The organism is Cohaesibacter sp. CAU 1516 (assembly GCF_005771485.1).
GTDB lineage: Bacteria > Pseudomonadota > Alphaproteobacteria > Rhizobiales > Cohaesibacteraceae > Cohaesibacter > Cohaesibacter intestini.
Map to the genome: position 1 here is coordinate 771123 of NZ_VANT01000001.1, position 22914 is coordinate 794036.

Annotated in this window: 20 protein-coding genes and 1 tRNA gene; 12 read left to right on the forward strand and 9 right to left on the reverse strand. The window is 54.9% G+C overall.

All coding sequences use genetic code 11. The annotated features are described in order from the left end of the window. Nucleotides 1-82: 82 nt before the first annotated feature. Genes hutU through hutI form a run of 4 tightly spaced genes read right to left on the reverse strand, consistent with a single transcriptional unit; the run spans nucleotide 83 to nucleotide 5206 of the window. Nucleotides 83-1756 carry a urocanate hydratase gene (hutU, locus tag FDK21_RS03500; RefSeq protein WP_138147528.1) on the reverse strand — a complete coding sequence of 558 codons (1674 nt, stop codon included), beginning with the start codon at nucleotides 1754-1756 and terminating at the stop codon, nucleotides 83-85. Next, entirely contained in the window at nucleotides 1756-2538 is a 783-nt protein-coding gene (hutG, locus tag FDK21_RS03505; protein ID WP_138147529.1) for an N-formylglutamate deformylase, read from the reverse strand. Before hutG ends, hutU begins: the two co-directional genes overlap by 1 nt. Then, nucleotides 2535-4052 carry a histidine ammonia-lyase gene (gene hutH, locus FDK21_RS03510; protein ID WP_138147530.1) on the reverse strand — a complete coding sequence of 506 codons (1518 nt, stop codon included), beginning with the start codon at nucleotides 4050-4052 and terminating at the stop codon, nucleotides 2535-2537. Before hutH ends, hutG begins: the two co-directional genes overlap by 4 nt. After that, nucleotides 4049-5206 carry an imidazolonepropionase gene (hutI, locus tag FDK21_RS03515; protein ID WP_246657475.1) on the reverse strand — a complete coding sequence of 386 codons (1158 nt, stop codon included), beginning with the start codon at nucleotides 5204-5206 and terminating at the stop codon, nucleotides 4049-4051. The genes hutH and hutI overlap by 4 nt, the downstream gene beginning before the upstream one ends. Nucleotides 5207-5342: 136 nt before the next feature. Here hutI and FDK21_RS03520 point away from each other — a divergent pair, with 136 nt between their 5' ends. From FDK21_RS03520 to FDK21_RS03530, 3 genes are all read left to right on the forward strand, one after another. Further along, entirely contained in the window at nucleotides 5343-6713 is a 1371-nt protein-coding gene (locus FDK21_RS03520) for a formimidoylglutamate deiminase (RefSeq protein WP_138147532.1), read from the forward strand. Nucleotides 6714-6715: 2 nt separating this feature from the next. After that, nucleotides 6716-7417, forward strand: a complete 702-nt coding sequence (locus FDK21_RS03525) for a GntR family transcriptional regulator (protein ID WP_138147533.1) — start codon at nucleotides 6716-6718, stop codon at nucleotides 7415-7417. Between the two features lie 225 nt (nucleotides 7418-7642). After that, nucleotides 7643-7978: an acyl-CoA thioesterase gene (locus FDK21_RS03530; RefSeq protein WP_245418438.1), complete on the forward strand. Its 336-nt coding sequence runs from the start codon at nucleotides 7643-7645 to the stop codon at nucleotides 7976-7978. Nucleotides 7979-8104: 126 nt separating this feature from the next. On the opposite strand, the gene FDK21_RS03535 is transcribed toward FDK21_RS03530, so the two are convergent. Next, nucleotides 8105-8782, reverse strand: coding sequence for a D-lyxose/D-mannose family sugar isomerase (locus FDK21_RS03535; protein WP_138147534.1), 678 nt, complete (start codon nucleotides 8780-8782; stop codon nucleotides 8105-8107). 252 nt (nucleotides 8783-9034) lie between these two features. Here FDK21_RS03535 and FDK21_RS03540 point away from each other — a divergent pair, with 252 nt between their 5' ends. The 8 genes from FDK21_RS03540 (at nucleotide 9035) to FDK21_RS03575 (ending at nucleotide 19670) form a co-directional block, all read left to right on the forward strand. Continuing rightward, nucleotides 9035-10060 (forward strand): LacI family DNA-binding transcriptional regulator, encoded by a 1026-nt coding sequence (locus FDK21_RS03540; RefSeq protein WP_171021935.1) that lies wholly within the window; start codon nucleotides 9035-9037, stop codon nucleotides 10058-10060. Nucleotides 10061-10203: 143 nt separating this feature from the next. Next, nucleotides 10204-11145, forward strand: coding sequence for a carbohydrate kinase (locus tag FDK21_RS03545; RefSeq protein ID WP_281405401.1), 942 nt, complete (start codon nucleotides 10204-10206; stop codon nucleotides 11143-11145). A gap of 103 nt (nucleotides 11146-11248) precedes the next feature. After that, a complete protein-coding gene (locus tag FDK21_RS03550) occupies nucleotides 11249-12568 on the forward strand; it encodes a helix-turn-helix transcriptional regulator (RefSeq protein WP_138147535.1) in 1320 nt (439 codons plus the stop codon). Nucleotides 12569-12694: 126 nt separating this feature from the next. Next, nucleotides 12695-13204: a hypothetical protein gene (locus FDK21_RS03555; RefSeq protein WP_138147536.1), complete on the forward strand. Its 510-nt coding sequence runs from the start codon at nucleotides 12695-12697 to the stop codon at nucleotides 13202-13204. An 8-nt stretch (nucleotides 13205-13212) separates the two neighbouring features. Then, nucleotides 13213-13704, forward strand: coding sequence for a hypothetical protein (locus tag FDK21_RS03560; RefSeq protein ID WP_138147537.1), 492 nt, complete (start codon nucleotides 13213-13215; stop codon nucleotides 13702-13704). A 753-nt stretch (nucleotides 13705-14457) separates the two neighbouring features. Further along, nucleotides 14458-14904, forward strand: a complete 447-nt coding sequence (locus FDK21_RS03565) for a hypothetical protein (RefSeq protein ID WP_138147538.1) — start codon at nucleotides 14458-14460, stop codon at nucleotides 14902-14904. Between the two features lie 117 nt (nucleotides 14905-15021). Next, a complete protein-coding gene (locus tag FDK21_RS03570) occupies nucleotides 15022-19044 on the forward strand; it encodes a M10 family metallopeptidase C-terminal domain-containing protein (protein WP_171021936.1) in 4023 nt (1340 codons plus the stop codon). Nucleotides 19045-19397: 353 nt separating this feature from the next. Then, nucleotides 19398-19670: a hypothetical protein gene (locus FDK21_RS03575; protein ID WP_138147540.1), complete on the forward strand. Its 273-nt coding sequence runs from the start codon at nucleotides 19398-19400 to the stop codon at nucleotides 19668-19670. Between the two features lie 131 nt (nucleotides 19671-19801). Here FDK21_RS03575 and FDK21_RS03580 read toward each other — a convergent pair. From FDK21_RS03580 to FDK21_RS03590, 3 genes are all read right to left on the reverse strand, one after another. Further along, a tRNA-Thr gene (locus FDK21_RS03580) sits at nucleotides 19802-19877 on the reverse strand. 199 nt (nucleotides 19878-20076) lie between these two features. Next, nucleotides 20077-20535 (reverse strand): TerB family tellurite resistance protein, encoded by a 459-nt coding sequence (locus FDK21_RS03585; RefSeq protein ID WP_138147541.1) that lies wholly within the window; start codon nucleotides 20533-20535, stop codon nucleotides 20077-20079. 245 nt (nucleotides 20536-20780) lie between these two features. Then, entirely contained in the window at nucleotides 20781-21164 is a 384-nt protein-coding gene (locus FDK21_RS03590; protein ID WP_138147542.1) for a DUF2147 domain-containing protein, read from the reverse strand. Between the two features lie 222 nt (nucleotides 21165-21386). On the opposite strand from FDK21_RS03590, the gene FDK21_RS03595 reads away from it, so the two are divergent. Further along, nucleotides 21387-21770 (forward strand): hypothetical protein, encoded by a 384-nt coding sequence (locus tag FDK21_RS03595; RefSeq protein ID WP_138147543.1) that lies wholly within the window; start codon nucleotides 21387-21389, stop codon nucleotides 21768-21770. Between the two features lie 90 nt (nucleotides 21771-21860). On the opposite strand, the gene FDK21_RS03600 is transcribed toward FDK21_RS03595, so the two are convergent. After that, on the reverse strand, nucleotides 21861-22700 hold the full coding sequence (locus tag FDK21_RS03600) for an RNA methyltransferase (protein WP_138147544.1): 840 nt from the start codon (nucleotides 22698-22700) through the stop codon (nucleotides 21861-21863). Nucleotides 22701-22914 lie beyond the last annotated feature (214 nt).

Sequence of the window (22914 nt, forward strand, 5' to 3'; positions counted from 1 at the left end):
GATAACTCCTCTGGGAAGGTGGATGTGTGGATGGGCTTGCTTTGCCCTTATTCTTGTTATGTCTTTTGAATCGCTTTGCTTTTTAGTTGCCGAGGATGCCCGGCAATTTCAATCCATGTTCGCGGGCACAGTCAAGCGCAATATCATAGCCTGCGTCTGCATGACGCCAGACGCCGCTGGCCGGGTCGTTCCACAGCACGCGCTCCAACCGCTTGGCGGCATCTTCGGTGCCATCGGCAACAATCACCACGCCCGAATGCTGGGAGAAGCCCATGCCGACGCCGCCGCCATGATGGAGGCTGACCCATGTCGCGCCGCTGGCGGTATTGACCAAGGCATTGAGCAAGGGCCAATCGGAAACGGCGTCTGAGCCATCCTGCATGGCTTCGGTTTCGCGGTTGGGGCTGGCGACCGAGCCGCTGTCCAGATGATCGCGGCCAATGACAATCGGGGCTTTCAGCTCGCCCGAGGCGACCATTTCGTTGAATTTGAGGCCCGCACGGTGACGATCTCCCAAGCCGATCCAGCAGATGCGGGCAGGCAAGCCTTGGAAGGCGATGCGGTCGCTCGCCATATCCAGCCAATTGTGCAGATGCTTATTCTCCGGGAACAGCTCTTTCATCGCCTGATCGGTCTTGCGGATGTCTTCCGGGTCGCCGGAAAGGGCGCACCAACGGAAGGGGCCGATGCCCTTGCAGAAGAGCGGGCGGATATAGGCTGGCACGAAGCCGGGGAAGGCGAAGGCGTCTTCCAAGCCCTCTTCCAGCGCCATCTGGCGGATATTGTTGCCATAATCGACGGTGGGGACGCCATCCTTGTGGAAGGCCACCATGGCTTCGACATGAACCTTCATTGAGGCGCGGGCGGCTTTTTCGACTTCCTTGGGTGCGGTTTGGGCCTTTTCCTTCCATTCGGCGACGCTCCAACCCTGTGGCAGATAGCCATTGATTGGGTCATGGGCCGAAGTCTGATCGGTGACGATGTCGGGGCGGACGCCTCGGCGATGGATTTGTGGGAAAATATCGGCGGCATTGCCCAGCAGTCCAACAGATTTGGCCTCGCCCGCCTTGGTCCAGCGCTCGATCATCTCCAACGCTTCATCAAGGCTGTCGGTTTTCTCGTCGAGATATTTGGTGCGCAAGCGGAAGTCGATGCTGTCCGGGTTGCATTCTACCGCCAGACAGCAAGCACCTGCAAAGACCGCGGCCAGTGGCTGAGCGCCGCCCATGCCGCCAAGGCCGCCGGTGAGGATCCATTTGCCGGTCAGATCGCCGTCATAATGCTGACGACCGGCTTCGGCAAAGGTTTCGTAAGTGCCCTGAACGATGCCCTGCGTGCCGATATAGATCCACGAGCCAGCGGTCATCTGGCCATACATCATCAGGCCCTTTTTATCGAGCTCGTTGAAATGATCCCAGTTGGCCCAGTTTGGCACCAGATTGGAATTGGCGATCAGCACGCGCGGGGCATCTTTGTGGGTGCGGACCACGGCGACGGGCTTGCCGGACTGAACCAGCAGGGTTTCGTCTGCTTCCAAATCTTTCAGGGTGGCGACGATGCGGTCAAAATCCTGCCATGTGCGGGCGGCGCGGCCAATGCCGCCATAGACGACCAGTTCGTGCGGATTTTCGGCGACATCTGGATGCAGATTGTTCATCAGCATCCGCATCGGCGCTTCGGTTAGCCAGCTTTTGGCAGTGATTTCTGTGCCGGTCGGCGGGAAGATGTCACGGGAATTTTTGCGTGGATCGGTCATCATGGCCTCCATTCGATGAGCGTGCTCACAATCGTGCGCAGATGGTTGCGCAGGCGCTCGGCCTTTGCGCTGTCATAGTCCCACGGGGCGGCTTCGGTTGCGAGGTAATTAGATTGGGCGAGTTCCATCTGGATGGCATGGACACCATCCTCTGGTTGGCCGTAATAGCGTGTGGTCCAGCCGCCCTTGAAGCGGCCATTGAGAATGCTGGAATAGCCTTCGGCGGCACCGCAAATGTCGACCACGGCCTTCTCGATGCTCGGGGCGCAGGTCGTGCCAAGATTTGTGCCGATGTTGAAATCGGGCAGAATGCCTTCAAACAGGAAGGGAATGTCTGAGCGGATCGAGTGGCAATCATATAAAATGGCAAAGCCATGGATTGCCTTGACGCGGTAGATCTCGGCCTGCAATGCCGCGTGATAGGGGGCGTGGTAGGCGAGACGCCGGGCTTCGATATCTTCAGGGGTCGGCTCATTGTTCCAGATTGCAACACCGTCGAAATCGGTGGTCGGCACCAGCGTTGTGGTATTCTGGCCCGGATAGAGGCTGACCCCGCTCGGGTCGCGGTTGGCGTCGATCACATAGCGATGGATCTTGGTGCGCACACTGGTGACGTCTGGGGCGAGATCTTCATAGAGCGTGTGAATGTGCCAGTCGGTGTCGCTCAGTTTCAGGCCGTTATCGTTCAACTTGAGGGCAATGTCCGCAGGCACTTCGGTGCCGGTGTGGGGGAAGCCCAGCACCAGAGGCGATGATCCCTGCTTGATGTCGAGAAGGCTCATGGTTGAATCTCCAGATTGACGGTCTTGACCAGCGTTTCATCGGCTGCGAGCTGTGCTGCTTTCTCGATGTCGGGGGCCAGAAAACGATCCTCGTCAAGGGTTGGGATTTGCTGACGCAAGGTGGCGATGGCCTGTTGCAAGCGTGGCGCGGTTTTAAGGGGGGCACGGGCCTCGATGCCCTGCGCGGCGCAAAGAACTTCAACGCCAAGGATCACCGACAGATTGGCGGCCATCCGGTCGAGGCGGCGGGCCCCATGGGCAGCCATGCTGACATGGTCTTCCTGATTGGCCGAGGTTGGGGTGCTGTCGGTCGAGCAGGGATTGGCCAGATGCTTGTTCTCGCTCATCAGGGCGGCGGTGGTGACTTCGGCAATCATGAAGCCCGAATTGAGGCCCGGTTTCGGGGTGAGGAAAGGCGGCAAATCAAAGCTGAGGGTCGGGTCAACCATCAGGGCGACGCGCCGCTGCGCTATGGCTCCGATTTCCGAGAGGGCCAGCGCGATCTGGTCGGCGGCGAAGGCGACCGGTTCGGCATGGAAATTGCCGCCCGACAGGATGCCATCTTCGGTGACCAGCGGATTGTCAGTGACCGCATTGGCCTCGATTTCCAGTGTCCGGCCGGCAAAGCGCAACAGATCGAGAGCAGCGCCGGCGACCTGTGGCTGGCAGCGGATGCAATAGGGATCCTGCACCCGCGTATCACCTTCGCGGTGGCTTTCGCGGATTTCGCTGCCATCGAGCAGGGCACGCATTTCGCGGGCGACGTCGATTTGGCCCGGCTGGCCGCGCAGGGCATGAATAGAAGGCTGCAAGGGTTGGGTGGAACCCATGATGGCATCAGTGGAGAGCGCGCTGCTCAGGACCGAGTTGCGCAGCATGGCAAAGGCCTTGAACAGGCCTGTCAGGGCCAGCGCTGTGGAGAATTGCGTGCCATTGATCAGGGCGAGGCCTTCTTTGGGGCCCAGCACGACAGGTTTCAGGCCGCATTGGTCCAAAGCCTTGGACGATGGCATGCGCTTGCCCTCGTAGAGGACCTCGCTTTCGCCAATCAGGGTGGCGGCAAAATGGGCCAGAGGGGCGAGATCGCCCGACGCCCCGACAGAGCCCTGCACCGGAATGACCGGGGCAATGCCTTTTTCCAGCATCGCTTCGATGAGGGCGCATACCTCCCAGCGCACACCGGATGCGCCGCGGCCAAGAGACAGAAGTTTTAGGGCCATCATCAGGCGGGTCGAGGCGGTATCCAGCGCTTCGCCAACGCCGCAGCAATGGCTCAGAATCAGATTGCGCTGGAGGGTTTCTGTATCCTTGGGCGCAATGCGGATGGAAGCCAGTTTGCCAAAGCCGGTATTGACGCCATAGATCGGGACCGGCCCTTGGGCGGCTTCACGGATGATGGCTGCGGCAGCCTCGACGGCTTTCCTTGCGTCGGCATCAAGGGCGCAGCTTGCGCCGCGCCAAATGGCTTCCAGCACCGCCAGATCTGTGCTGCCGGGAATTAGGGTGATGCTCATGCGAGCCCTCCGAAAATGCGTTTGTGCAGCGGATTGGAGCCAATGCGATAGGACAATTCAGCCGGGTCGGTGACATCCCAGATGGCGAGGTCAGCCCGCATGCCCGGGGCAATGATACCCGCATCGCTGTAGCCCAGAGCGCGGGCTGCCTGTTTGGTGGTGCCAGCAAGGCTTTCTGCCGGGGTGAGGCGGAACAAGGTGCAGGCCATATTCATCGCCAGTAGCAGAGAGCCCAGCGGTGAAGAACCGGGATTCCAGTCGGTGGCAACCGCCATTGGCACACCTTCAGCGCGCAAGGCATCGACCGGTGGGGCCTGTGTTTCGCGCAAGGTGTAGAAGGCTCCGGGCAGCAGGACCGCCACTGTGCCGGATTTGGCCAAGGCCTTGGCGTCGTCTGCATTGGCATATTCCACGTGATCGACGGACAGCGCATTATAACGGGCGGCAAGGGGCGTGCCGCCAATGTTGCTTAACTGTTCGGCATGCAGTTTGACCGGCAGACCAAGGCTTTGGGCGCGTTCAAAGACCCGCTCAATCTGGGCGGGGGAAAAAGCGATGCCTTCGCAAAAACCATCGACCGCATCGACCAGCCCTTCCGCATGGCACGCCTCAAGGGCGGGCAGGCAGACCTCATCGAGATAGGCGTCCGAATCCATGCCTTTGGGCGTCGCATGAGCGCCAAGGAAGGTGGTGCGCACCCGGATGGGGCGCATGGCTTCCAGTGTGCGGGCCACACGCAGCATTTTGCGTTCGGTCTCAAGATCGAGGCCGTAGCCGGACTTGATCTCGATGGCGGTGACCCCTTCAGCGATTAGCTGATCGGCGCGGATCAGGGCATCGGCCAACAGGGAAGCCTCGCAGGCTTCACGCGTGGCGCTGACGGTCGAGACAATGCCGCCGCCCGCACGGGCCACTTCTTCGTAGCTTGCGCCGTTCAGACGCATTTCAAACTCGCGGGCGCGGCTGCCGCCATAGACAAGATGGGTGTGACAGTCAATCAGGCCCGGCGTTACCAACCGGCCTTCAAAATCCGTGCTTTGCAGAGACGAAAATTCAGCTGGCAGAGTGTCGGAAGACCCGACCCAGACAATCGAGGAGCCATCCAGAACAATCGCGCCATTTTCAATCAGTCCATAGCCGGAATGATCCCTCATCGTCGCGATTGTGAGATTAGATAAAGTGCTTTTTGGCATCGACAGGGCCCTTGTTAATGTGCCTATTAATATTTAATATGTAGCAACATAATAATGTCAACTGCAATTTTGCTTCATTGTCTCGAGGGGAAATTCCATGATGAAAATCCGTGCAAAATCGGCGCTTCTGACCACTGGTTGGGCAAAGAATGTCGATATTTGTCTCACCAAGGCGGGAAAGATCGAACGCATTTCTCCACAAGCGGGACCGATGGAGCCGGCGGATCATCATGCTGACCTGATCTTGCCTGCGCCGGTCAATCTGCATAGCCATGCCTTCCAGCGGGCCATGTCCGGACTGACGGAGGCCAAGGGCCCGGATCCGAAGGACAGTTTCTGGACCTGGCGGCGCTTGATGTACAAGTTTCTTGACCAGTTGACGCCGGACCAGATGGAAGCGATCGCGGCGCTCGCCTTTATGGAAATGGCCGAGGCGGGCTTTGGCTCGGTGGCGGAGTTTCATTACTTCCACCATGCTCAAGGGGGCGTCGCCTATGATCGCCTGAGCGAGATGGCGGATCGGATCGCTGCGGCAGCGCAAGCGACGGGGCTGGGTCTCACCCTGCTGCCGGTCTTTTATCAATATGGCGGCTGTGACCAGCGTCCTCTGGTGGGCGGGCAAAGACGATTTGGCAACGATTTTGATCAGTTTGCCAAGCTGTATCAGGAGGCCGAAGCCACGGTTCTTTCGGGCCCTGATGACTGGACTATTGGCGTTGCGCCGCACAGTTTGCGGGCGGTCGATCCGGAGGGCTTGAAACGGGCGGTGCAATTGGCCGGTGACAAGCCGTTGCATATGCATCTGGCCGAACAGGTGCCTGAGGTCGAGGAGCTGGTTGCTCATCGCAAGGCACGTCCGGTGGAGTGGCTGCTCGCCAACCATGACGTGAAGCCCAATTGGTGTTTGATCCATTGCACCCAGATGACCAGCGATGAGACGGTCGGGCTTGCGAATACCGGTGCGGTGGCGGGCTTGTGCCCGATCACCGAAGGCAGTTTGGGGGATGGCATCTTCAATGGCGTCGCCTTTGCCCAAGCGGGTGGCCAGATCGGTGTCGGTTCGGACAGTGATATACAGATCAGCCTTTGGGAAGAGCTCAAACAGTTGGAATATTCCCAACGTTTGCGAGATCGAAGCCGCGCAGCCTACGCCACGACGGAGAAATCAACCGGTCGGTTCTTGTTTGATGCCGTCGTAGCTGGTGGAGCTCAGGCAGCCCAGAGGGCAGCAGGTGGTCTTGAGGCGGGAGCTGAGGCTGACCTGATTGCGCTGGACACCGACAATGAGTGTATTTGTGGCCGTGAAGGGGATGTGATACTGGATAGCCTGATTTTCTCAGGGCGCGGGCAGGGCTGCATCACGGATGTGTGGAGTGCGGGCCGTCCTATCGTCAAACAAGGCCGCCATATTGCCCGCGATGCCATCGTGGATCGCTACAAGGCGGTGATGAAGCAACTGGATCATTGACTTTGACTTCCGACCAAAAACACAGCTGGTCCGATATTCGGGAGCTTATCCATTCGCGCATTCTCGATGCCACTTATAGGCCGGGGGACAAGTTGCCGCGCGATGAGGATCTGGCGCTAGAGTTGGGATGTGCCCGGACGACTGTTCATCGGGCCATGCGGTCCCTGGCGGAGAGCGGGATTGTCGAGCGCCGCCGCAAGGGGGGCACCATCGTCTGTACCGATCCGGTGACCCGCACCCGGCTCGATATTCCGGTTACCCGGCTGGAAGTTGAAATGAGTGGTGCTGTCTATGCCTATCACATGGTCGATTGTCGGCATCTGTTGGCGCCCGGATCAGTTACTGCCGTGATGGGACTGGTGGAGCGGGAAGTGATGCTGAATATCAAGGCGCTGCATCTGTCAGATGGCAAGCCCTTCATCTATGAGGATCGCTGGATCAGCCTTGAAACCGTGCCCGAGATCCTCAAGGTCGATCTCAAGCGCCAGAATGCCAATGAATGGCTGGTGCGCAACCGGCCGTACAATCGCTGTTCGGTGCAGCTTTATGCCGAGGCTGCCTTGGGCGAGATTGCAGAACAAATGCTTGTTGCGCCCGGATCAGCCTTGCTTCATATCGAGAGGACGACGTGGCTGAATGATGCCCCGATCACCCATGTGCGAGCGACTACCGCGCCGGGCTATCGGCTTTCGACCACCAGCTAGGTGCCGGATTGTCTGGTTTTTGCACAATAGGCAATCGTTGCATTTCCCTTTTGGTACCAGATCATTACAGTCGGACCGCATCGATGATCGGCCACTTTGTGTGGAACAGCTTAGGGAAGCGATAGTATGACTGAAGAGTGCCAGGAGCGGTTGGAGCGGGCCAGAAAGCTGGCTTCCCATGGGCGACAGCAAAAGGACGGTGTACTGATCCTGCGCACCATTGCCATGCCGGCGGATACCAACCCGGCGGGTGATGTCTTTGGTGGCTGGCTGATGTCGCAAATGGATCTGGCTGCCGGCAATATGGCTGCGCGTGTGGCGCAGGGGCGCTGTGCGACTGTTTCGGTCGAAGGTATGCAATTTATCCGCCCGGTCAAGGTGGGGGACGAGGTGACCCTCTATGCGACGGTGTCCAAAGTTGGCACCAGCTCGATCACCATCCATCTCGATGTCTGGGCGCGGCCGCGTTATGCCAACAAGTCCGATATTGTCACCGAAGCGGAATTTGTCTTTGTTGCACTTGGAGAAGAGGGCCGTCCCCGCCCGATTTTCTACGAGTGATCAGACGCCTGACCTCTCGGCAATGAAAAACCCGCCACCGGTGCTAGCAAGGCTCGTTGCCTCGATGCATTGGTGACGGGTTATTTGTTTGGCCTGAAGGTGACCTATCGTCAGTTGTGCCCCGTCTTAGAGGAACTTGTCATAGTCTGAGACCAGCAGATGGGTCGGGGCGACATCTTCTTCGACGTTGGAGAAGCGTCCAATCTTCATTTCGAACCAGTTGTCGGTGCGGTCGTCATTGACGGTGGAAACTTCACCAATCAGCACATCGCCGCCTTCACCCCAAAAGGCATGCCAGACACCCGGCATCAGGGTGACGCTCTCGCCCGGATCGAGTTTCAGCAGACCGCCCGCTGGCAAGGTGACCAGACGACCATCGACCGGCACGGTGACATCTTTTTCGCGGTTGATCGTGCCGTCCTCATTGGGGGCGAACAGCTCCAGTACCAGCTTGCCACCACCACGGTTGATGATGTCTTCCGCCTTGATATAGTGGCGATGCATGGGGGAAAGCTGGTCCTTGCGGCTGATCATGATCTTTTCGGCATAGAGCATGCCGGTGCCTTTATTCAGGTCTTCGGCAATGCCGTTGCGTACGGTGAACAGAAAAAGACCCAGTTCGTCAAACTTTTCCAATCCATAATCAGTGATATCCCAGCCCATGCCGCGCTCCACATAGATGGAATGGTCGGCCGCCTTCATCTCTTCGGGCGAGAGATAGGCAAAAGGTGGCATCACATATCCGAAAGAGCGAATGAAGGCGTCGCCTTCCTTCAGGATCTCGTTGATATAGGAACGTTTCATGGTCTTGTCCTGTTCATATCTGCACTGTGTAATAATAGGGTTGCCGTTGCGAAACAGCCGGGGTATGTGAAGAAGATACCTTGCCAAAAGTCCCTTAAATCGTTTCAAACTGATAGCTAAGGATAGGTCCTATCTGTTTGGAAACCGGTGTATAGTGCCGCAGGGACTCGGGCAAATGCGTCAGGATGACGTGTTAAAGGCTGGTGGCCGCAACTTGGCTCCTTGATGACACGATATCGGAAACGGATACGAATGACAAAAGGGAATATCAGGCCAACACAGAAAACGATTGCAGAAATGACGGGGTTGGCCGTCACGACAGTTTCACGGGCTTTGCAGGGCGATCCAAAAATCGCCGAGGCAACCCGCAGGGAAGTGGCGCGTGTTGCTTCCGAGATCGGTTATGTTCCCGACAGGGCGGCGCAGCGTTTGCGGACTGGCAAAACGCGGGTCATCACCTTGGTGCTCAATCCGTGGGATGAAATGCTCGATTTCGGCAGTTCGATGATCACCGGTCTGTCGCAGTCGCTGCGCGGCACGGATTATCACCTGACGATCACGCCCACCTTCACCGAAGATGACGATATGGAACCGATACGGCGGCTGGTGCAGAACAATCTGGCCGATGCCATCGTACTGACCCGGACACGCAACTTCGATGAACGGATCCGATATTTGCTGGAGAAGGATTTTCCCTTTATCAGCCACGGGCGGACCGATTTTTCGCAGGCTCATAATTTTGTTGATTTCGACAATGAGGCCTTTGCTTATCGGGCGGCGACCCGATTGGCCAACAAGGGCTGCAAGAAGATCGCAATCATTCTGCCACGCGATCAATTTACCCTGCATCAGCATCTGCGTTATGGCTTCATGAAGGCGGTCAGCGAGCGCGGGATGGATTATGTCATCCCTGAAAATCTGTCGCTGGAATCCTCCGTGACTGATATGCGTGGCTGGGTCGATAGCTATTTCGGCCCCAATGGCCCCAATGACATCGACGGGTTCGTCTGCTTGGGGGAAGGCTCCTATCTGGCGGTTCATTCTGGCTTGCGTGAGCTTGGGCGGCAGCGTGGGGTCGACTATCACGCCGTCGTCAAGACCAACTCGGTTATCCTTGAACAGATCCATCCGGGTCTTGAGCGGTTCTCCGAAGATATTCGTGAAGCGGGCGAGCTGATGGGACGGGCGATGCTGGCACAGCTGCGTGGCGAGACGTCAGGTGTTCAGCAGATCATCCAGACACCGCAAGCGGTTTTCACTGAAACGGACGGCAGCTGAGGCGCTGGGATTTGTTTTTTCGGTGGATGCGGCTCGGGCCGCTGGTGCGGTTCTGCGCCATATCAATGTGTGGACATGAATAAAAGCCTGTGGTCCGGGAAAGGGTTCCGGCAAAGGGCTGGATAAGAAAACGGAGAAAGACAGTGAGCGATCAAGCCAGAATTCTGTGTTGCGGGGAAGCGTTGATTGACATGATCCCGGCTGAAATCGAGCCCGGTGTGCATGCTTTTCAACCTTGCTCTGGTGGCGCTGTCTTTAACACAGCCGTTGCCTTGGGGCGCCTTGGGGTTGGTACGGAATTTCTGACTGGCCTATCATCGGACATGTTCGGCCAGCAATTGCAGGATTTTCTCGCCGAAAGCGGGGTCGCCACAAGTCTGTGCAAACGATCTGATCGCCCCACGACGCTGGCCTTTGTGAAGTTGGAAAATGGCCATGCCAGTTACTTTTTCTATGACGAGAATTCCGCGGGTCGGATGATTGCACTTGAAGATGTCGGAGAGGTTCCAGACACGATCGAGGCTGTTTTCTTTGGAGGTATCAGCCTCGCGGTCGAGCCTTGCGCTCGCACCTATGAGGCCTTGTGTGCCCGTGAAGCTGCTGGCCATCTGGTGATGATCGACCCCAATGTACGCCCCGGCTTCATTGCGGATGCGGATGTTTACCGGACCCGGATCAATGGCATGTTTGCCCATGCGGATATCGTCAAGCTGTCGGACGAGGACCTCAACTGGATGATGCCGGATGCGGCAAGCCTTGATGAACAGGTCAAGGCGGTGCTGGCGACCGGTCCTGCGATCCTGCTGGTGACCAAGGGGGCCGAAGGGGCGACCGCTTATCTGGCTGATGGTCGGGAAGTCTCGGTTGTTTCCGAGCGCGTCGAGGTGGTCGATACGGTCGGGGCTGGCGATACGTTCAATGCAGGCATCCTTGCCAAACTGGCTGAGCTGAATCTTTTGTCAAAAGATGCGGTTCGGACGATCTCCGACGATCAGATGCGCGAAGCGCTCGGTTTTGCCTCGAAAGTGGCAGCGATCAATGTGTCGCGCAAAGGGGCAAATCCGCCTTGGCGCAAGGAGCTCTGAAGCGTGTCAGATCCGCATCGCAAGACGCGCATGTGCCATTGGGATGGGTCTGAGCGATGCAGGTTTGATTGTCAAAAATGCGGATCAATGGTAGCATCCGCTCTTGTTATCGTTCTACATTAATCGTGTAAGCGGCTGGTTTCACGATGGTTGCCAGCAGCCATTGCTGCGTGACTGGACACAGAGCGGCACGCCCTTTGGTGCGCCGGAAGGGGGATGGATGGATGTGAAGCCGGTGTTGGATGCGGTGGCCAGCTGCTATGAAGCGGTCATCGACGAGAGCTTGTGGCCAGAAGCCGTTGACCGGATTCGTGATGCCTGTTTTGCCCACACCGCTGTCATCAACTATTTCAATCATGAAACCGGCGTCCATCACGATCCCTACGACTTGCCCGATCTGGCCTTTACGGTTTTCAGCAGCAATCTGCAAAAGGAGGTCGTCGCGGACTATGCCGTCAATACGGCCCAGTCTGAAGGCGCATTATACTCCGAAATTCAGACCCTGATGCGCAATGCGGAAAATGGGGATCTGTTTCTCGATACGGATTTGCTGCCAATGGGGCTGCGGCAGGTGGCTCCTGATGATATGCGACAGCTTGAGCCTTTTGCCACCTCGATCCAATCCATCGATATTTTTCGCCGGATCGGCGTGGTCCTCAATCGGGGCGAGCCTTGGCGGGACATTCTGACCGTCCAGTTTTCCAAGGAGCATGACGAGATTCCGGATGGGGCTGGGCAGCAACTTGCAATGATGGCACCCTATATTGCGCGGGCGCTCAATTCTGGTCGGATGCTGACGGCATTGCGGCGGCGCTATGCCATGGTGCTTGAAGTGTTGGACCGTTTGGCGATCGGCACGGCAATTGTGACTGACGCGCGCGAGATCGTGCTGAAAAACACCGCCTTTGATCGACTGCTTTCGGAAGGAGATGCCTTGCGGGCAGGGGGAGACGGCAGGTTGCGGGCTGTGGATCCGGATGCAGAAGGAGCCTTCGCCCATCAGATATTGCGCGCGGCCGATTGCAGCCTGAAAAAGAGCCTGCATAGCGGTGTGACCACCTCTTTGTCGCGCGGACTGGAAAAAGACCCGCTCAGCCTTGATATTTCGCCTGTGCGTTTCAGCGCCTTTGATGGTCCTGTCAGTCGCGGATATGCGATCATTTTCGCCATCGCACCGGAATGGCAACTGGCGACCAATGGCTTGTCGCTGGCAGGCAGTTTCGGGCTGTCTAAAGCCGAGGCCGAGAGCCTTACCCATTATCTCAAGGGATATACATATGACCATATCGCCGATATGCGCGGGGTGTCGCGCGAGACGGTGAAAAGTCAGATCAGATCGGTGCTAAGCAAGACCAATGCCCGCAATCGCACCGAACTGGCACGGCTGGTGGTCGCCGCTCATGTGCCATTGCTTGATACCTGATCGTGCCGACCGTGAAGGGGCTGACCTGCGGCATCCTGCCTGCGGAATGGTGCATTTATAGCGGTTGCGCCGAAAATAGCGCTGTGCCAGTTTTTGGAGACGCGCGACAATTTGGGTGTGACCGTTATGAGAGAAGTCGTTCTGCCTGAGGAAATCAGGCAATGTCCCGTCTGCAGCAAGCATGGCTTTCAGGCCCGGAAGGCCGGGCTGGGCGGCTCTTGGGGCGGAGGAGGCATCCGATTTCTCTATGTCTGTTCGCAGTGTGATCATCGTGAGGTCATTGAATGTGCATCATCCCGGCGTTCAACCGCGCTATCGGGTTTTGTGCTTGGCCTCCTTGGGGTGGCAATGGGCTTCCTACTGGAGGCTCCGGGCAACAGCATCATCGCTTTGCTTTTGATCGGGCTTGGGGGATATGCCTTTTGGGCCGGACAGTTCGCGCTGGCCCGTCATGCTCCCGTCGTTGGAGCAGTGAAAAAGCCCCGCCTGTCTGTCCCGGTCGAGGAAAGCCTTTATGTCTCGGCAGAAGAGGAAGCAAAAGGGGCCGTGCGCAACCGTCAGACCGCTTATCTGATCTACGGGATTGCCTGGTTGACGCTGTTTTACTGCCTTTATGAATTATTTTGGTTGGCGTGATCCTGCAAATGAATAAGACCCGCATGGAAATCCAGTCTTTCCCCTATCACTTGCAAGGGCCATCTGTCTGTCTGATCGGGCTTTTGATCGCCCTGTTTGGCGGGTTGATGCTGTTCATGGCATGGACCGAGCCGGATCGTTTCATTGGCATGCCTGTCGGATATCCGGCAGGCGCATTCCTGTATGGGGCACTGGCTTTGGTGGCCTTTACTGCGATTTTCATTATGGCCCGTGCGTGGGCGATGCAGCGGCATGGGGAACGTCAGATCCGGTTTGAAGAAGACCGGGTTCTGTTGCCCAAGAATCCTTTTTCCAACCAGATAATTGCCATTCCGTATCGTACGATCCGATCTGTCAATCAACAATCTGCCAGCCGAGCCGCGATGCGCTTCATTGTCATCAAACATGCTGCAGGCCATACGCAAATTGCCGACTTTGGATTTGAGACGAAAGCGGCGTTTGAAATGGTCTTTGAGACGTTGCGCAAAAGGGTAGGATAGTGGTGCTGCCAGAGATTGGTTCTTCTAAGCAAGCGATTGTAATTTAATGAATTTAAACTTCGTTTTTGGTGCCGGAAGTGAGGGTGGGTTGAAGCGATCGACCATTGGTTGCATCTGAGCCGTGGGTGCTTCGACTGCCGCATTGACTTTTTCCAGCATTGCCCCTGATCGCGCCTCACTTTCATCACGACCTGCTTGCGCGTGACATCTTCAACCAGTTTTGTCAGTTCTGTCTGTGCGGCCATTTGGCGGGCTTGCGAAGCAGGTTGTTGTTTCAACTCGGTTTATTGCGTTTCGAGTATGCGTCTTCGGGACGAGTTTTCCCTATCCGCACCAAATCATGTTTTCTTTGGCACGAAGGACCAGAGCAAACCCAACTCCCGATGGCCCGTGTCTGTCCCAGACCGGCTCCCCCTTTTTGACCCTTCCAAACCATGCCGATACCTGCGCATAATGAAATGAAGTGGAAAACCATAAGCCGGACCGTTCCATAGAGGTCCTCGGATGGTTTCGATTGGGGTTCGGAGATCTCCCTCGCATTTTCAGCAAGTTCGAGTAAGTTTTATTGTAATGAAATTACTCGTTATCTCAAGCCGCTTCAATGCGTTGACATGATGGTTCTGCGACCTGCACCGGAGCAACCGAGACTGCTTGGGTTATCGTTATAACGCAACCTGTACGTGTTAAAAAGAATTGACACTTTCTTTGGTTTGTATTAGTTACAACTTGGTGAATGTAGCTGGTGGAATTTTTATGATCATTCTCCGTATTCTTTTTTTGTCATCGATATTTTTGTTGTCTTTCCCAGTCTTAAGGCCGGCCATGTCTAGCGGTATCATGTCTTTGCAAATGATGGAGAAAAGATCCACCGAGGCTATATTGGAATTCTACAATAGCAATGTTGTGGATTCTAAAATTCAATGCAATGCCGTCCGGATTTCACATAAGGGATCAGCGGCCTTCCTAATTGAATGCTCATCGGGCATGTCCAAAGAAACAAATTCTGTTTGGCTATCCAAATCTGTTGACGGAGCGTTGGTGTCCATCACACCGGTTTTCTCTGAATCGGAAACAGAAATATTGAACAGCTTGGAAGAAAAAAAGTTTTTGGATGGTCTGGTTGTTTTAAAGCCATGCTTTCTCAGTGACGCCGAGAAACGTGAATTGTTGAGTCAAACAAAGTTGGGTTTCAGAGAATAGCGAGGTTTTAGGATGTGCACTCTATGTGGCATTGGGCTGCCGGACTTTCACGGTCAAACTTTTACTCCACTGTCTGGCTCTGAGTCTGGCGACGGTCTCACTGCGTCTACAGCTTCCGTGAGTGATCCTGGCGAAGTCTGGAAAGGCGTTCTTCATGATACGAAATGGGCCGTAAGCAGCCTACAATTCAGTTTCCCAACAAGCGCCTCATTTTATGCATCCACTTATGGCAGCGAACAGCCTGACCTCGGCTTCGAAGCCCTCAACAGCGTTCAAAAGGACGCCGTAAGAAGTCTCTACAACGAGATTGAATCCTTTACGGATTTGACTTTCACGGAAGTGACAGAATCGAGCACCACCCATGCGGAGCTCAGGTTCGCCATGACCTTGAATAATACCCCAACAGCTGCTGGTTACTTTCCTTACGGGTCGGATGAAGCCGGAGATTCATGGTACCGAAATGACGGGAACTACGACGATCCGCGTCTGGGATCGTATGCGTATAATGAAGGGTTCATGCATGAAATCGGGCATACCCTTGGCCTGACGCATGGCCACGATTCCGGCAATCCTTTTGGGGCGCTTCCCTCAAATGTCGATTCCAACGAATTCTCAGTGATGACCTATCGCGATCATGTCGGCGATAGCTTTACAGACCCCAGCGAGAATGAGATTGGCGGCAACGCTCAATCCTACATGATGTATGACATCGCTGCTCTTCAATATATGTATGGCGCTGATTATTCTGCCTCAGGCAATGTTTGGAGTGGAGACACGGTTTACACCTTTGACCCAAGCTCAGGACAAATGTCGATCAATGGTGCCGGACAGGGGACGCCGGTCGAAAATCGGATATTTAGAACCATCTGGGATGGAAACGGTGTCGATACCTACGATTTGAGCAACTACACGACGGACCTCAGTATCAATCTGAATCCCGGTGAATGGTCTATATTCTCACAGGCGCAATTGGCTGATTTGAACGGAGGGAGCCGATCCGATTATCTGGCAAGAGGCAATGTTGCCAATGCGCTTCTCTTTGAAGGAGATTTGCGTTCACTGATTGAAAACGCCAATGGTGGTCGTGGCAACGACACAATCATCGGCAATCAGGGCAGCAATGAACTGCGTGGTAACGGCGGCAATGACAATTTGCAGGGTGGAGACGGAAGAGACAAGGCCATTTATTCCGGCGCCTACTCCGAATACTCCATTACCGAGAATATAGATGGCAGTTTCACCATCGCTCATACTGGTGGTGATCGCAGCGATGGCACAGATACCGTCCGCGATATTGAGTATGCGGTGTTCAGTGATCGCGAAGTCGCGTTGGCGCCTCTGACAGGCCCTCTGGATGTTGTCTTCCTGCAGGATCTTACCGCTTCGTTCATTGATGATCTTCCCTCTATGAGGGCGGCGGTGGACGATATCGCTGCGGTAATTCAAAATGCCTATGCAAATTCACGTTTCGCAGTCACCTCATTCAGAGATACTGGTGATAGCTATGTTTATCGTGTGGAGGCGGATTTCACACAATCGACTTCAAGTCTTGTATCAACTTATAATTCAATGAATGCCACAGGCGGTGGAGACACACCTGAAGCACAGCTTACAGCGCTTCTTCAGGCCTCCACGGATTCAAGCCTGTCCTATCAATCCGGCTCAACTCGGATTTTCATATTGGCAACCGATGCTGGCTATCACAATTACGAAAGCATCGCATCCATCGCGGCACTTATGGCCTCCAATGACATCATTCCCATTTTTGCTGTGGCCTCAGGTGAGGTTTCTACATATCAAAATCTGGCCAACGAGCTGGGCACTGGTGTTGTGGTCACAATTGAGAGTGATAGCGCTGATTTTGCCGATTCCATTCGTTACGCATTGGCTTCCATCGACGCTGAGGTGACGGAAGCAGGAACCTCTTCCGGAGACACCCTTGCTGGCGGTGATACTGCCGATGGCATCTATGGCTTGGGTGGTGACGATACAATTTCCGGAAATGGGGGAGACGATCTTCTGGATGGTGGCAGCGGCAATGATAGCCTGCTCGGTGGGGATGACAATGACCAACTGTTGGGTGGATCAGGCAATGACAACCTGTTGGGGGGAGAAGGCAACGACCGGCTAGTGGGTGGTGATGGCGACGATGTGCTTCTCGGTGATGGAGACAGTTCGTCTTCGTTATTTCCCTCATCTCTGTCCCTTAACAGCTTGTTCACTTTGGGCTTTGATGAAGATATTCAGAATTCAACAACCCAGGCACATGCAACGGTACAGGGGACCGGAAGTGGCAGTGTAAACTATTACAGTTTCACAGTGGCAGCTGCCGGGTTGTCGGTTGTCTTGGACATTGATTATGCCGACCAAAATATTGGCGCTTCGGACTTTGATAGCTGGATCGTTCTGTATGATAGTTCCGGTAACCAGCTAAGCTATAGTGACGACGACTATGGCGGCGATCCGGGAAGTGTTGACTCACATGATTCATACCTGTCCCATACGCTTGGAAGCGCGGGCACCTATTATGTGGCTGTTGGATCTTATTCGAGCCTTTCGCCCATTCCGGTGGGCGGAACATATGAGCTTCATGTGTCTGTGAATGGTGCGATTGGGGAACCACCTACTGTTGGGGCCGGAAATGATGTGCTCAATGGCGGGGAAGGGGCGGACAGCATGGCAGGCGGCGCTGGCAATGATGTCTATTATGTCGACAATGTCGGAGACACTATTGAAGAAAATGCGGACAATGGAAACGATCTGGTGTTCAGCTACATCTCGTTGGCGCTGCGCGATCACTCCCAAAATTTGGAGCATCTGAGCCTGCTTGGGCCCGGTAACATCAATGGAACAGGCAATGGTCTGGGCAACACGATTACGGGCAACTCGGGCAACAATGTCTTGAATGGGGCTTATGGCAACGACGTTCTGCGCGGAGGTGCTGGCAACGACATCTTCAAGGACGATGTTGGTGCAGACCGCATGATCGGTGGGTCCGGGAATGATGTCTATTATGTAGACAATGTTGGTGACAGAGTTGAGGAGAGTGCTGGAAGCGGAACCGATCAGGTCTTCAGCTACATCTCCTTCGCGTTGCGCGATCACTCCCAATATTTGGAGCATCTAAGCCTTCTGGGGTCTGGCAACACCAATGGGACGGGTAACGCGCAGCACAACACCATCACAGGCAATTCGGGCAACAATATTTTGAATGGGGCCGGTGGAAACGACATTCTGCGGGGTGGTGCGGGCAACGACATCTTCAAAGACAATATTGGTGCCGACCGTATGATTGGTGGGACCGGCAATGATGTCTATTATGTTGACAATGGCGGTGACAGGGTCGAGGAGAGTGCGGGCAGCGGAACGGATCAGGTCTTTAGCTATATTTCCTTCGCGCTACGCGATCATTCCCAATATCTGGAGCATTTGAGCCTTCTGGGATCCGGCGATATCAATGGCACAGGCAATGGTCTGGGCAACACCATCACTGGCAATGCTGGCAACAATGTTTTGAACGGAGCCTATGGAAACGACCTTTTGCGCGGGGGGGCTGGCAACGACATCTTCAAGGATGACAATGGTGCGGACCGCATGATTGGCGGGACCGGCAATGATGTCTATTATGTCGACAATGTCGGTGACAGAGTTGAGGAAAGTGCGGGCAGCGGAACCGATCAGGTGTTCAGCTACGTCTCCTTTACGCTGCGCAATCACTCCCAATATCTGGAGCATCTGAGCCTTCTGGGGGCCGGCAACATCAATGGCACGGGCAACGGGCTGAACAATATCATCACAGGCAACTCGGGCAACAATGTCCTGAATGGAGCCTATGGACAAGATATTCTACGCGGTGGTGCTGGCAACGACATCTTCTTCGACGACAGTGGCAATGACATATTCACTGGTGGAACTGGAGCAGATACGTTTATCTTCCAAAGATCCGGCGAATTTGACATCATTACCGATTTTGAAGATGGCATCGACACGATCAGAATCGCAACGGGCAGCAACACTTTCAGCCAAGTAAAAATTTCGGATGATGGTGCTGACACAATCGTGCAGTTTGATGGTTCAACGGTCGTGCTCAATAACTTCAATCACACCCTACTGGGAGCAGATGACTTCAGTTTCGTTTGAGTATGCTGAACATCACTGAGGTCAATGGGGCGTGCATGGGCTTCATGATTGTTGGCCTCGAAATGCACATCGAGTCATGATGTTGCTCTGCTAGACAATGCCAAGCTTGATGGTCGTATGACGCATTGGCTTGTAGAGGTTTAGACTTGGTCTGACAGTTGCCGTTTGGAAGGCGGCAATTTGTCAGATCAGTTTTGACCTACGAACCTCTCATTCCAGTTTTTTCCGTCAATCAGAGCTTCCACCGACGTTCTGCCACAACCTATTCCGCATCTGGTGGGTGGGAATGATCATCTGCAGCCAACTCCATTTCTTGAAAAATTCAAACCCAGAACTGGAAAGGGAGACGCGGCATGATTGAGGGCAACATCCTGTCTCTGCCTGCCTTGATCGGGGGCATCATCGTGAGATGCCGGAATTTGTCTAAGCAGATCAGGGACGGTGATGACCGTCTTCATGAGCGTGTGAACCGGATCAGAGATGAGTATGTTCGCCGTGATGATTTGCATCAACACATTGGCCGAATTGATCAAGGGCTTAAAGATATGCGGGATGAAAGCCGCCAAGAAAATGCTCAAATCAACCGTCGACTTGATGATCTTTTGGCGAAACTCTCTGGCTCATAGCTGTGTCTGGTGCGGTGCGGATGCTGGTGGAAGTTGCACAAAAACCTAAAGCCGAAAATTCGATATCGGGAAAATCCTGATCTAATACGTTGATTTTATTGGCGAATTTTTCGATTCTTGCGGGGAAAAAGTGGTGCCGCCAGAGGGATTCGAACCCCCGACCCCCTGATTACAAATCAGGTGCTCTACCAGCTGAGCTATAGCGGCTTGATGGTCTTGCTTGTGGTTGCCATGGGAACCAAGAGACCTCATGAGGAATAGCTCATAGGACAGTTTCTTTGGTGATGCAAAGCCAATTTCATTTTTCCACATCGTGGTGAAGGTGCCGCGTGAATGCTTGTGGCACAATGTCGGGCGGTAACCTTTTGCGTTGTGCGGTTGCCGCTTCGGTTTGACGCACAGATCGCTAGGCCTGCTTTTGCTGCTGGTGCTTCTTTTCCTTGATCAGCATCCCTGCAACGCCAACGATCTGGCTGGCAATGTCGTCTGACAAAGCTGGTGATAGTGTGGCCATATCAAACAAGGCTTCCTGCTCGTCAAAATCGACAAAGCCATCGGCCATGGTGACCATGCAGGCGGCAAAGAAGACCGTGCGGTGGGCTTCGGGTTCGATATAGCTAAAGGCTGCTGCTATGATTTCCGGGGTGGAGTAGGTTTCTCTGAGGCTTTTGAAATGATCCTTGGCCTGATCTGTGTTGTCGAGCCCGACACAGAGGGCCTTGACGATCGGCGCAATGTCGATTTCGTCTTTCGAGATTTCGCCGTCCAGGGCCGACATGGCGGTGATCAATGTCGCCTTGGCATGCATGTCGTCGCGGAAGTCTATGTTGATGTTGCTGCGATCAAGCGCGCTGAAAAGTCCCAAAATTAATTCCTCCAACAAGGGGGCGGATCATGGTGCCAGATCATTTGCAGATCAAGGGCCGCTCCAGAATATGGTGCGGATCTGATATCTGCAAGATGGCGGAATTTTGAGCCGCTAGCCGTTTTGCCATGGTTTGGAATTTGGGGTGCGTGAGAAAGAAGTCAATAGATTTTTGCTGCCTTTGGCAGCCGTCTGGGTCTTCAGGGCGTACCATCGGTCCCGCCCTGAAGAAACGTCATGTGAGTCTAAAGGCGGGTCCAGGTCTGGCTGCGGCAGAACAGGCCGCCCGCAACGCAACCCGAGACTTTCAGTGCGTTGCCGTTCAGCGACATTTTGCTTTTGTAGGTTTTGTCCTTGTCCGGTGCCCAGATGGTGCCGCCGGAATATTTTCCACCGCCATCAGACATCATATTCTTGATGATGCTCTTGCCCAAAGACGTCGGATTCTTCTTGCCAATCACCTTGACGATCGTGCCACAGATCTTGCTGCCGCAATCATTGATCTTTACGTGGATGTAGGCACCATCATCGCCCGGGGCGCTTTTCCATGTGCCATGAACCGGATCAGCCAAGGCAGGGCTGGCCATCAACAAACCAACGGCTGCGATCGCTGCTAGTGTCTTCTTCATTCTGTCTCCTCCCAGATAAACGAATGAGTGTTTGTTTCCGGGTCAGTGTGAACATGAAGTGACGTTTGCGTCAAGTTGTCGTAGGGGTAGTGCATATGCGAGGTGTGGGTAAGCTTGGGCGTAACCATTTTTGGTTCGTATTAGGCAAAATACTAATAAAGTGTTAAGCTGCAACCGGGGGATGATAAGACTGTTTTCAAAAAGCCCTCGGGGAGTAGCGTAATGAATAAGTTATTGTTGGCGGCGATGGCTGTGTCTGTCGCTGGTTTTGCCTTTTCCAATATGGTCGCCTCTGCCGAGGCTGGCTATTGGGGCAAGAAAAAGACCAGTCTCATTGAGAGCAACAAGGCTGGGCACCGGATTTTCGTGCCGGCACATTGGGACAAGAAGTCAAGATCTTACATCTATCCAGAATATATCACCGTGAATCCTCATACATCGGGCCACAGGCATTATGCCGTTCGCTATCGTGCGGTACGGGTGCATGAGGGGATGACATTCACGCGCACGCGGACCGTCGGTCAGGCGTCTGCCTGTTTGCAGCCCTTTGACACGATGGGGAGCAAATATCGCGGCAAGCATCGGGTTTTCCGCGTCTGTCCGTAAGAGGCGCCAACTGGCAAAGACAATTGGAAAAACAAAAGGCAGGGCTGTTTCTGGCCCTGCCTTTATTGATTTGGTTGTCTGTCGTTGCCCTCAACGCGTGAACAGTCCCTGACGTTTCAGCATGACCGCATAGAGGGTCATGGCCACGGCGTTGGAGACATTGAGGCTCTTGATCGGGCCGGGCATGTCGAGGCGGGCGAGGGCGGTGCATTTCTCGCGGCTGAGGCGTCTGAGGCCCTTGCCTTCCGAGCCAAAGACCAAAGCCATTGGACGCTTGTCATCCTGTTCGCTGATGATGGTCTCGAACGGCTGGCTTTCCTCGGAATCAAAACCAATCACATCAAAGCCGTTATCAGCCAGATCATCGAGGGCTCGTGCCAGGTTGGGCACAGTGACCATAGAGATCATGTCGAGACCACCTGAAGCTGTCTTGGCCAGCACACCCGATTCTTCAGGGCTGTGGCGACCGGTCATGACGATGGCTTCGGCGCCCAGTGCCACGCAGGAGCGGATAATCGCGCCGACATTGTGCGGATCGGTGATCTGATCGAGCACCACAACCAGCTGGTGATTGAAAATATCGGAAATGTCGAGTGGGGGCAGGGGATGGGCGATCAGGACGGCGCCCTGATGCACGGCGTCGCGAGCCAGAAGGTCGATATCCTTGGGATTGGCGGTTTCCACCAGACCATCGAGACGGGCCGGGTTGCCGCCGATCTTGCGAATCTCGTCAACCAGACGGGCCTGCGCATTTGTGGTTGCATGCAGGCGGATCAATTCGCGCTCTTCATTGGCGATTGCGCTGGCAACCGCATGAATGCCGAAAATGCGCGCCTGATCGTCCTGCGGCCGGCGCTTTTGGCGGCTTGCGGCATTGGCTTGCGCTGCCTGCCGAGCCTTTTTCTGTTTTTGGGAGCGATTTTTTGTCATGGGCCGAGTTATGGCGCATTTTTGGCAAAGAACAAGTGAAAAGCAGTGCTTTTGTGGTCTTTCCCTTTCTTTTTGTGATCCCCTTTCCGTGGGAGGCTGTTTCATCGCAACAAGATGGAGGATGGTGTCGGCGTGGTGCGGTGCTGTTTGACCCTGTGCCAGAGACTGGAGAAGCGAGCGGGGAATTTTTGTCACATACGTCCTTAGTCTTTGA

Excerpts from the sequence above, each read along its gene's own strand:
- hutI (WP_246657475.1), bottom strand. The coding sequence starts at position 5,206 with ATGAGGGATCATTCCGGCTATGGACTGATTGAAAATGGCGCGATTGTT.
- FDK21_RS03575 (WP_138147540.1), top strand. The coding sequence starts at position 19,398 with ATGATTGAGGGCAACATCCTGTCTCTGCCTGCCTTGATCGGGGGCATC.
- FDK21_RS03560 (WP_138147537.1), top strand. The coding sequence starts at position 13,213 with ATGAATAAGACCCGCATGGAAATCCAGTCTTTCCCCTATCACTTGCAA.
- FDK21_RS03600 (WP_138147544.1), bottom strand. The coding sequence starts at position 22,700 with ATGACAAAAAATCGCTCCCAAAAACAGAAAAAGGCTCGGCAGGCAGCG.
- FDK21_RS03540 (WP_171021935.1), top strand. The coding sequence starts at position 9,035 with ATGACAAAAGGGAATATCAGGCCAACACAGAAAACGATTGCAGAAATG.
- FDK21_RS03520 (WP_138147532.1), top strand. The coding sequence starts at position 5,343 with ATGATGAAAATCCGTGCAAAATCGGCGCTTCTGACCACTGGTTGGGCA.
- FDK21_RS03530 (WP_245418438.1), top strand. The coding sequence starts at position 7,643 with ATGCCGGCGGATACCAACCCGGCGGGTGATGTCTTTGGTGGCTGGCTG.
- FDK21_RS03595 (WP_138147543.1), top strand. The coding sequence starts at position 21,387 with ATGAATAAGTTATTGTTGGCGGCGATGGCTGTGTCTGTCGCTGGTTTT.
- hutU (WP_138147528.1), bottom strand. The coding sequence starts at position 1,756 with ATGACCGATCCACGCAAAAATTCCCGTGACATCTTCCCGCCGACCGGC.
- hutG (WP_138147529.1), bottom strand. The coding sequence starts at position 2,538 with ATGAGCCTTCTCGACATCAAGCAGGGATCATCGCCTCTGGTGCTGGGC.
- hutH (WP_138147530.1), bottom strand. The coding sequence starts at position 4,052 with ATGAGCATCACCCTAATTCCCGGCAGCACAGATCTGGCGGTGCTGGAA.
- FDK21_RS03555 (WP_138147536.1), top strand. The coding sequence starts at position 12,695 with ATGAGAGAAGTCGTTCTGCCTGAGGAAATCAGGCAATGTCCCGTCTGC.
- FDK21_RS03590 (WP_138147542.1), bottom strand. The coding sequence starts at position 21,164 with ATGAAGAAGACACTAGCAGCGATCGCAGCCGTTGGTTTGTTGATGGCC.
- FDK21_RS03565 (WP_138147538.1), top strand. The coding sequence starts at position 14,458 with ATGATCATTCTCCGTATTCTTTTTTTGTCATCGATATTTTTGTTGTCT.
- FDK21_RS03535 (WP_138147534.1), bottom strand. The coding sequence starts at position 8,782 with ATGAAACGTTCCTATATCAACGAGATCCTGAAGGAAGGCGACGCCTTC.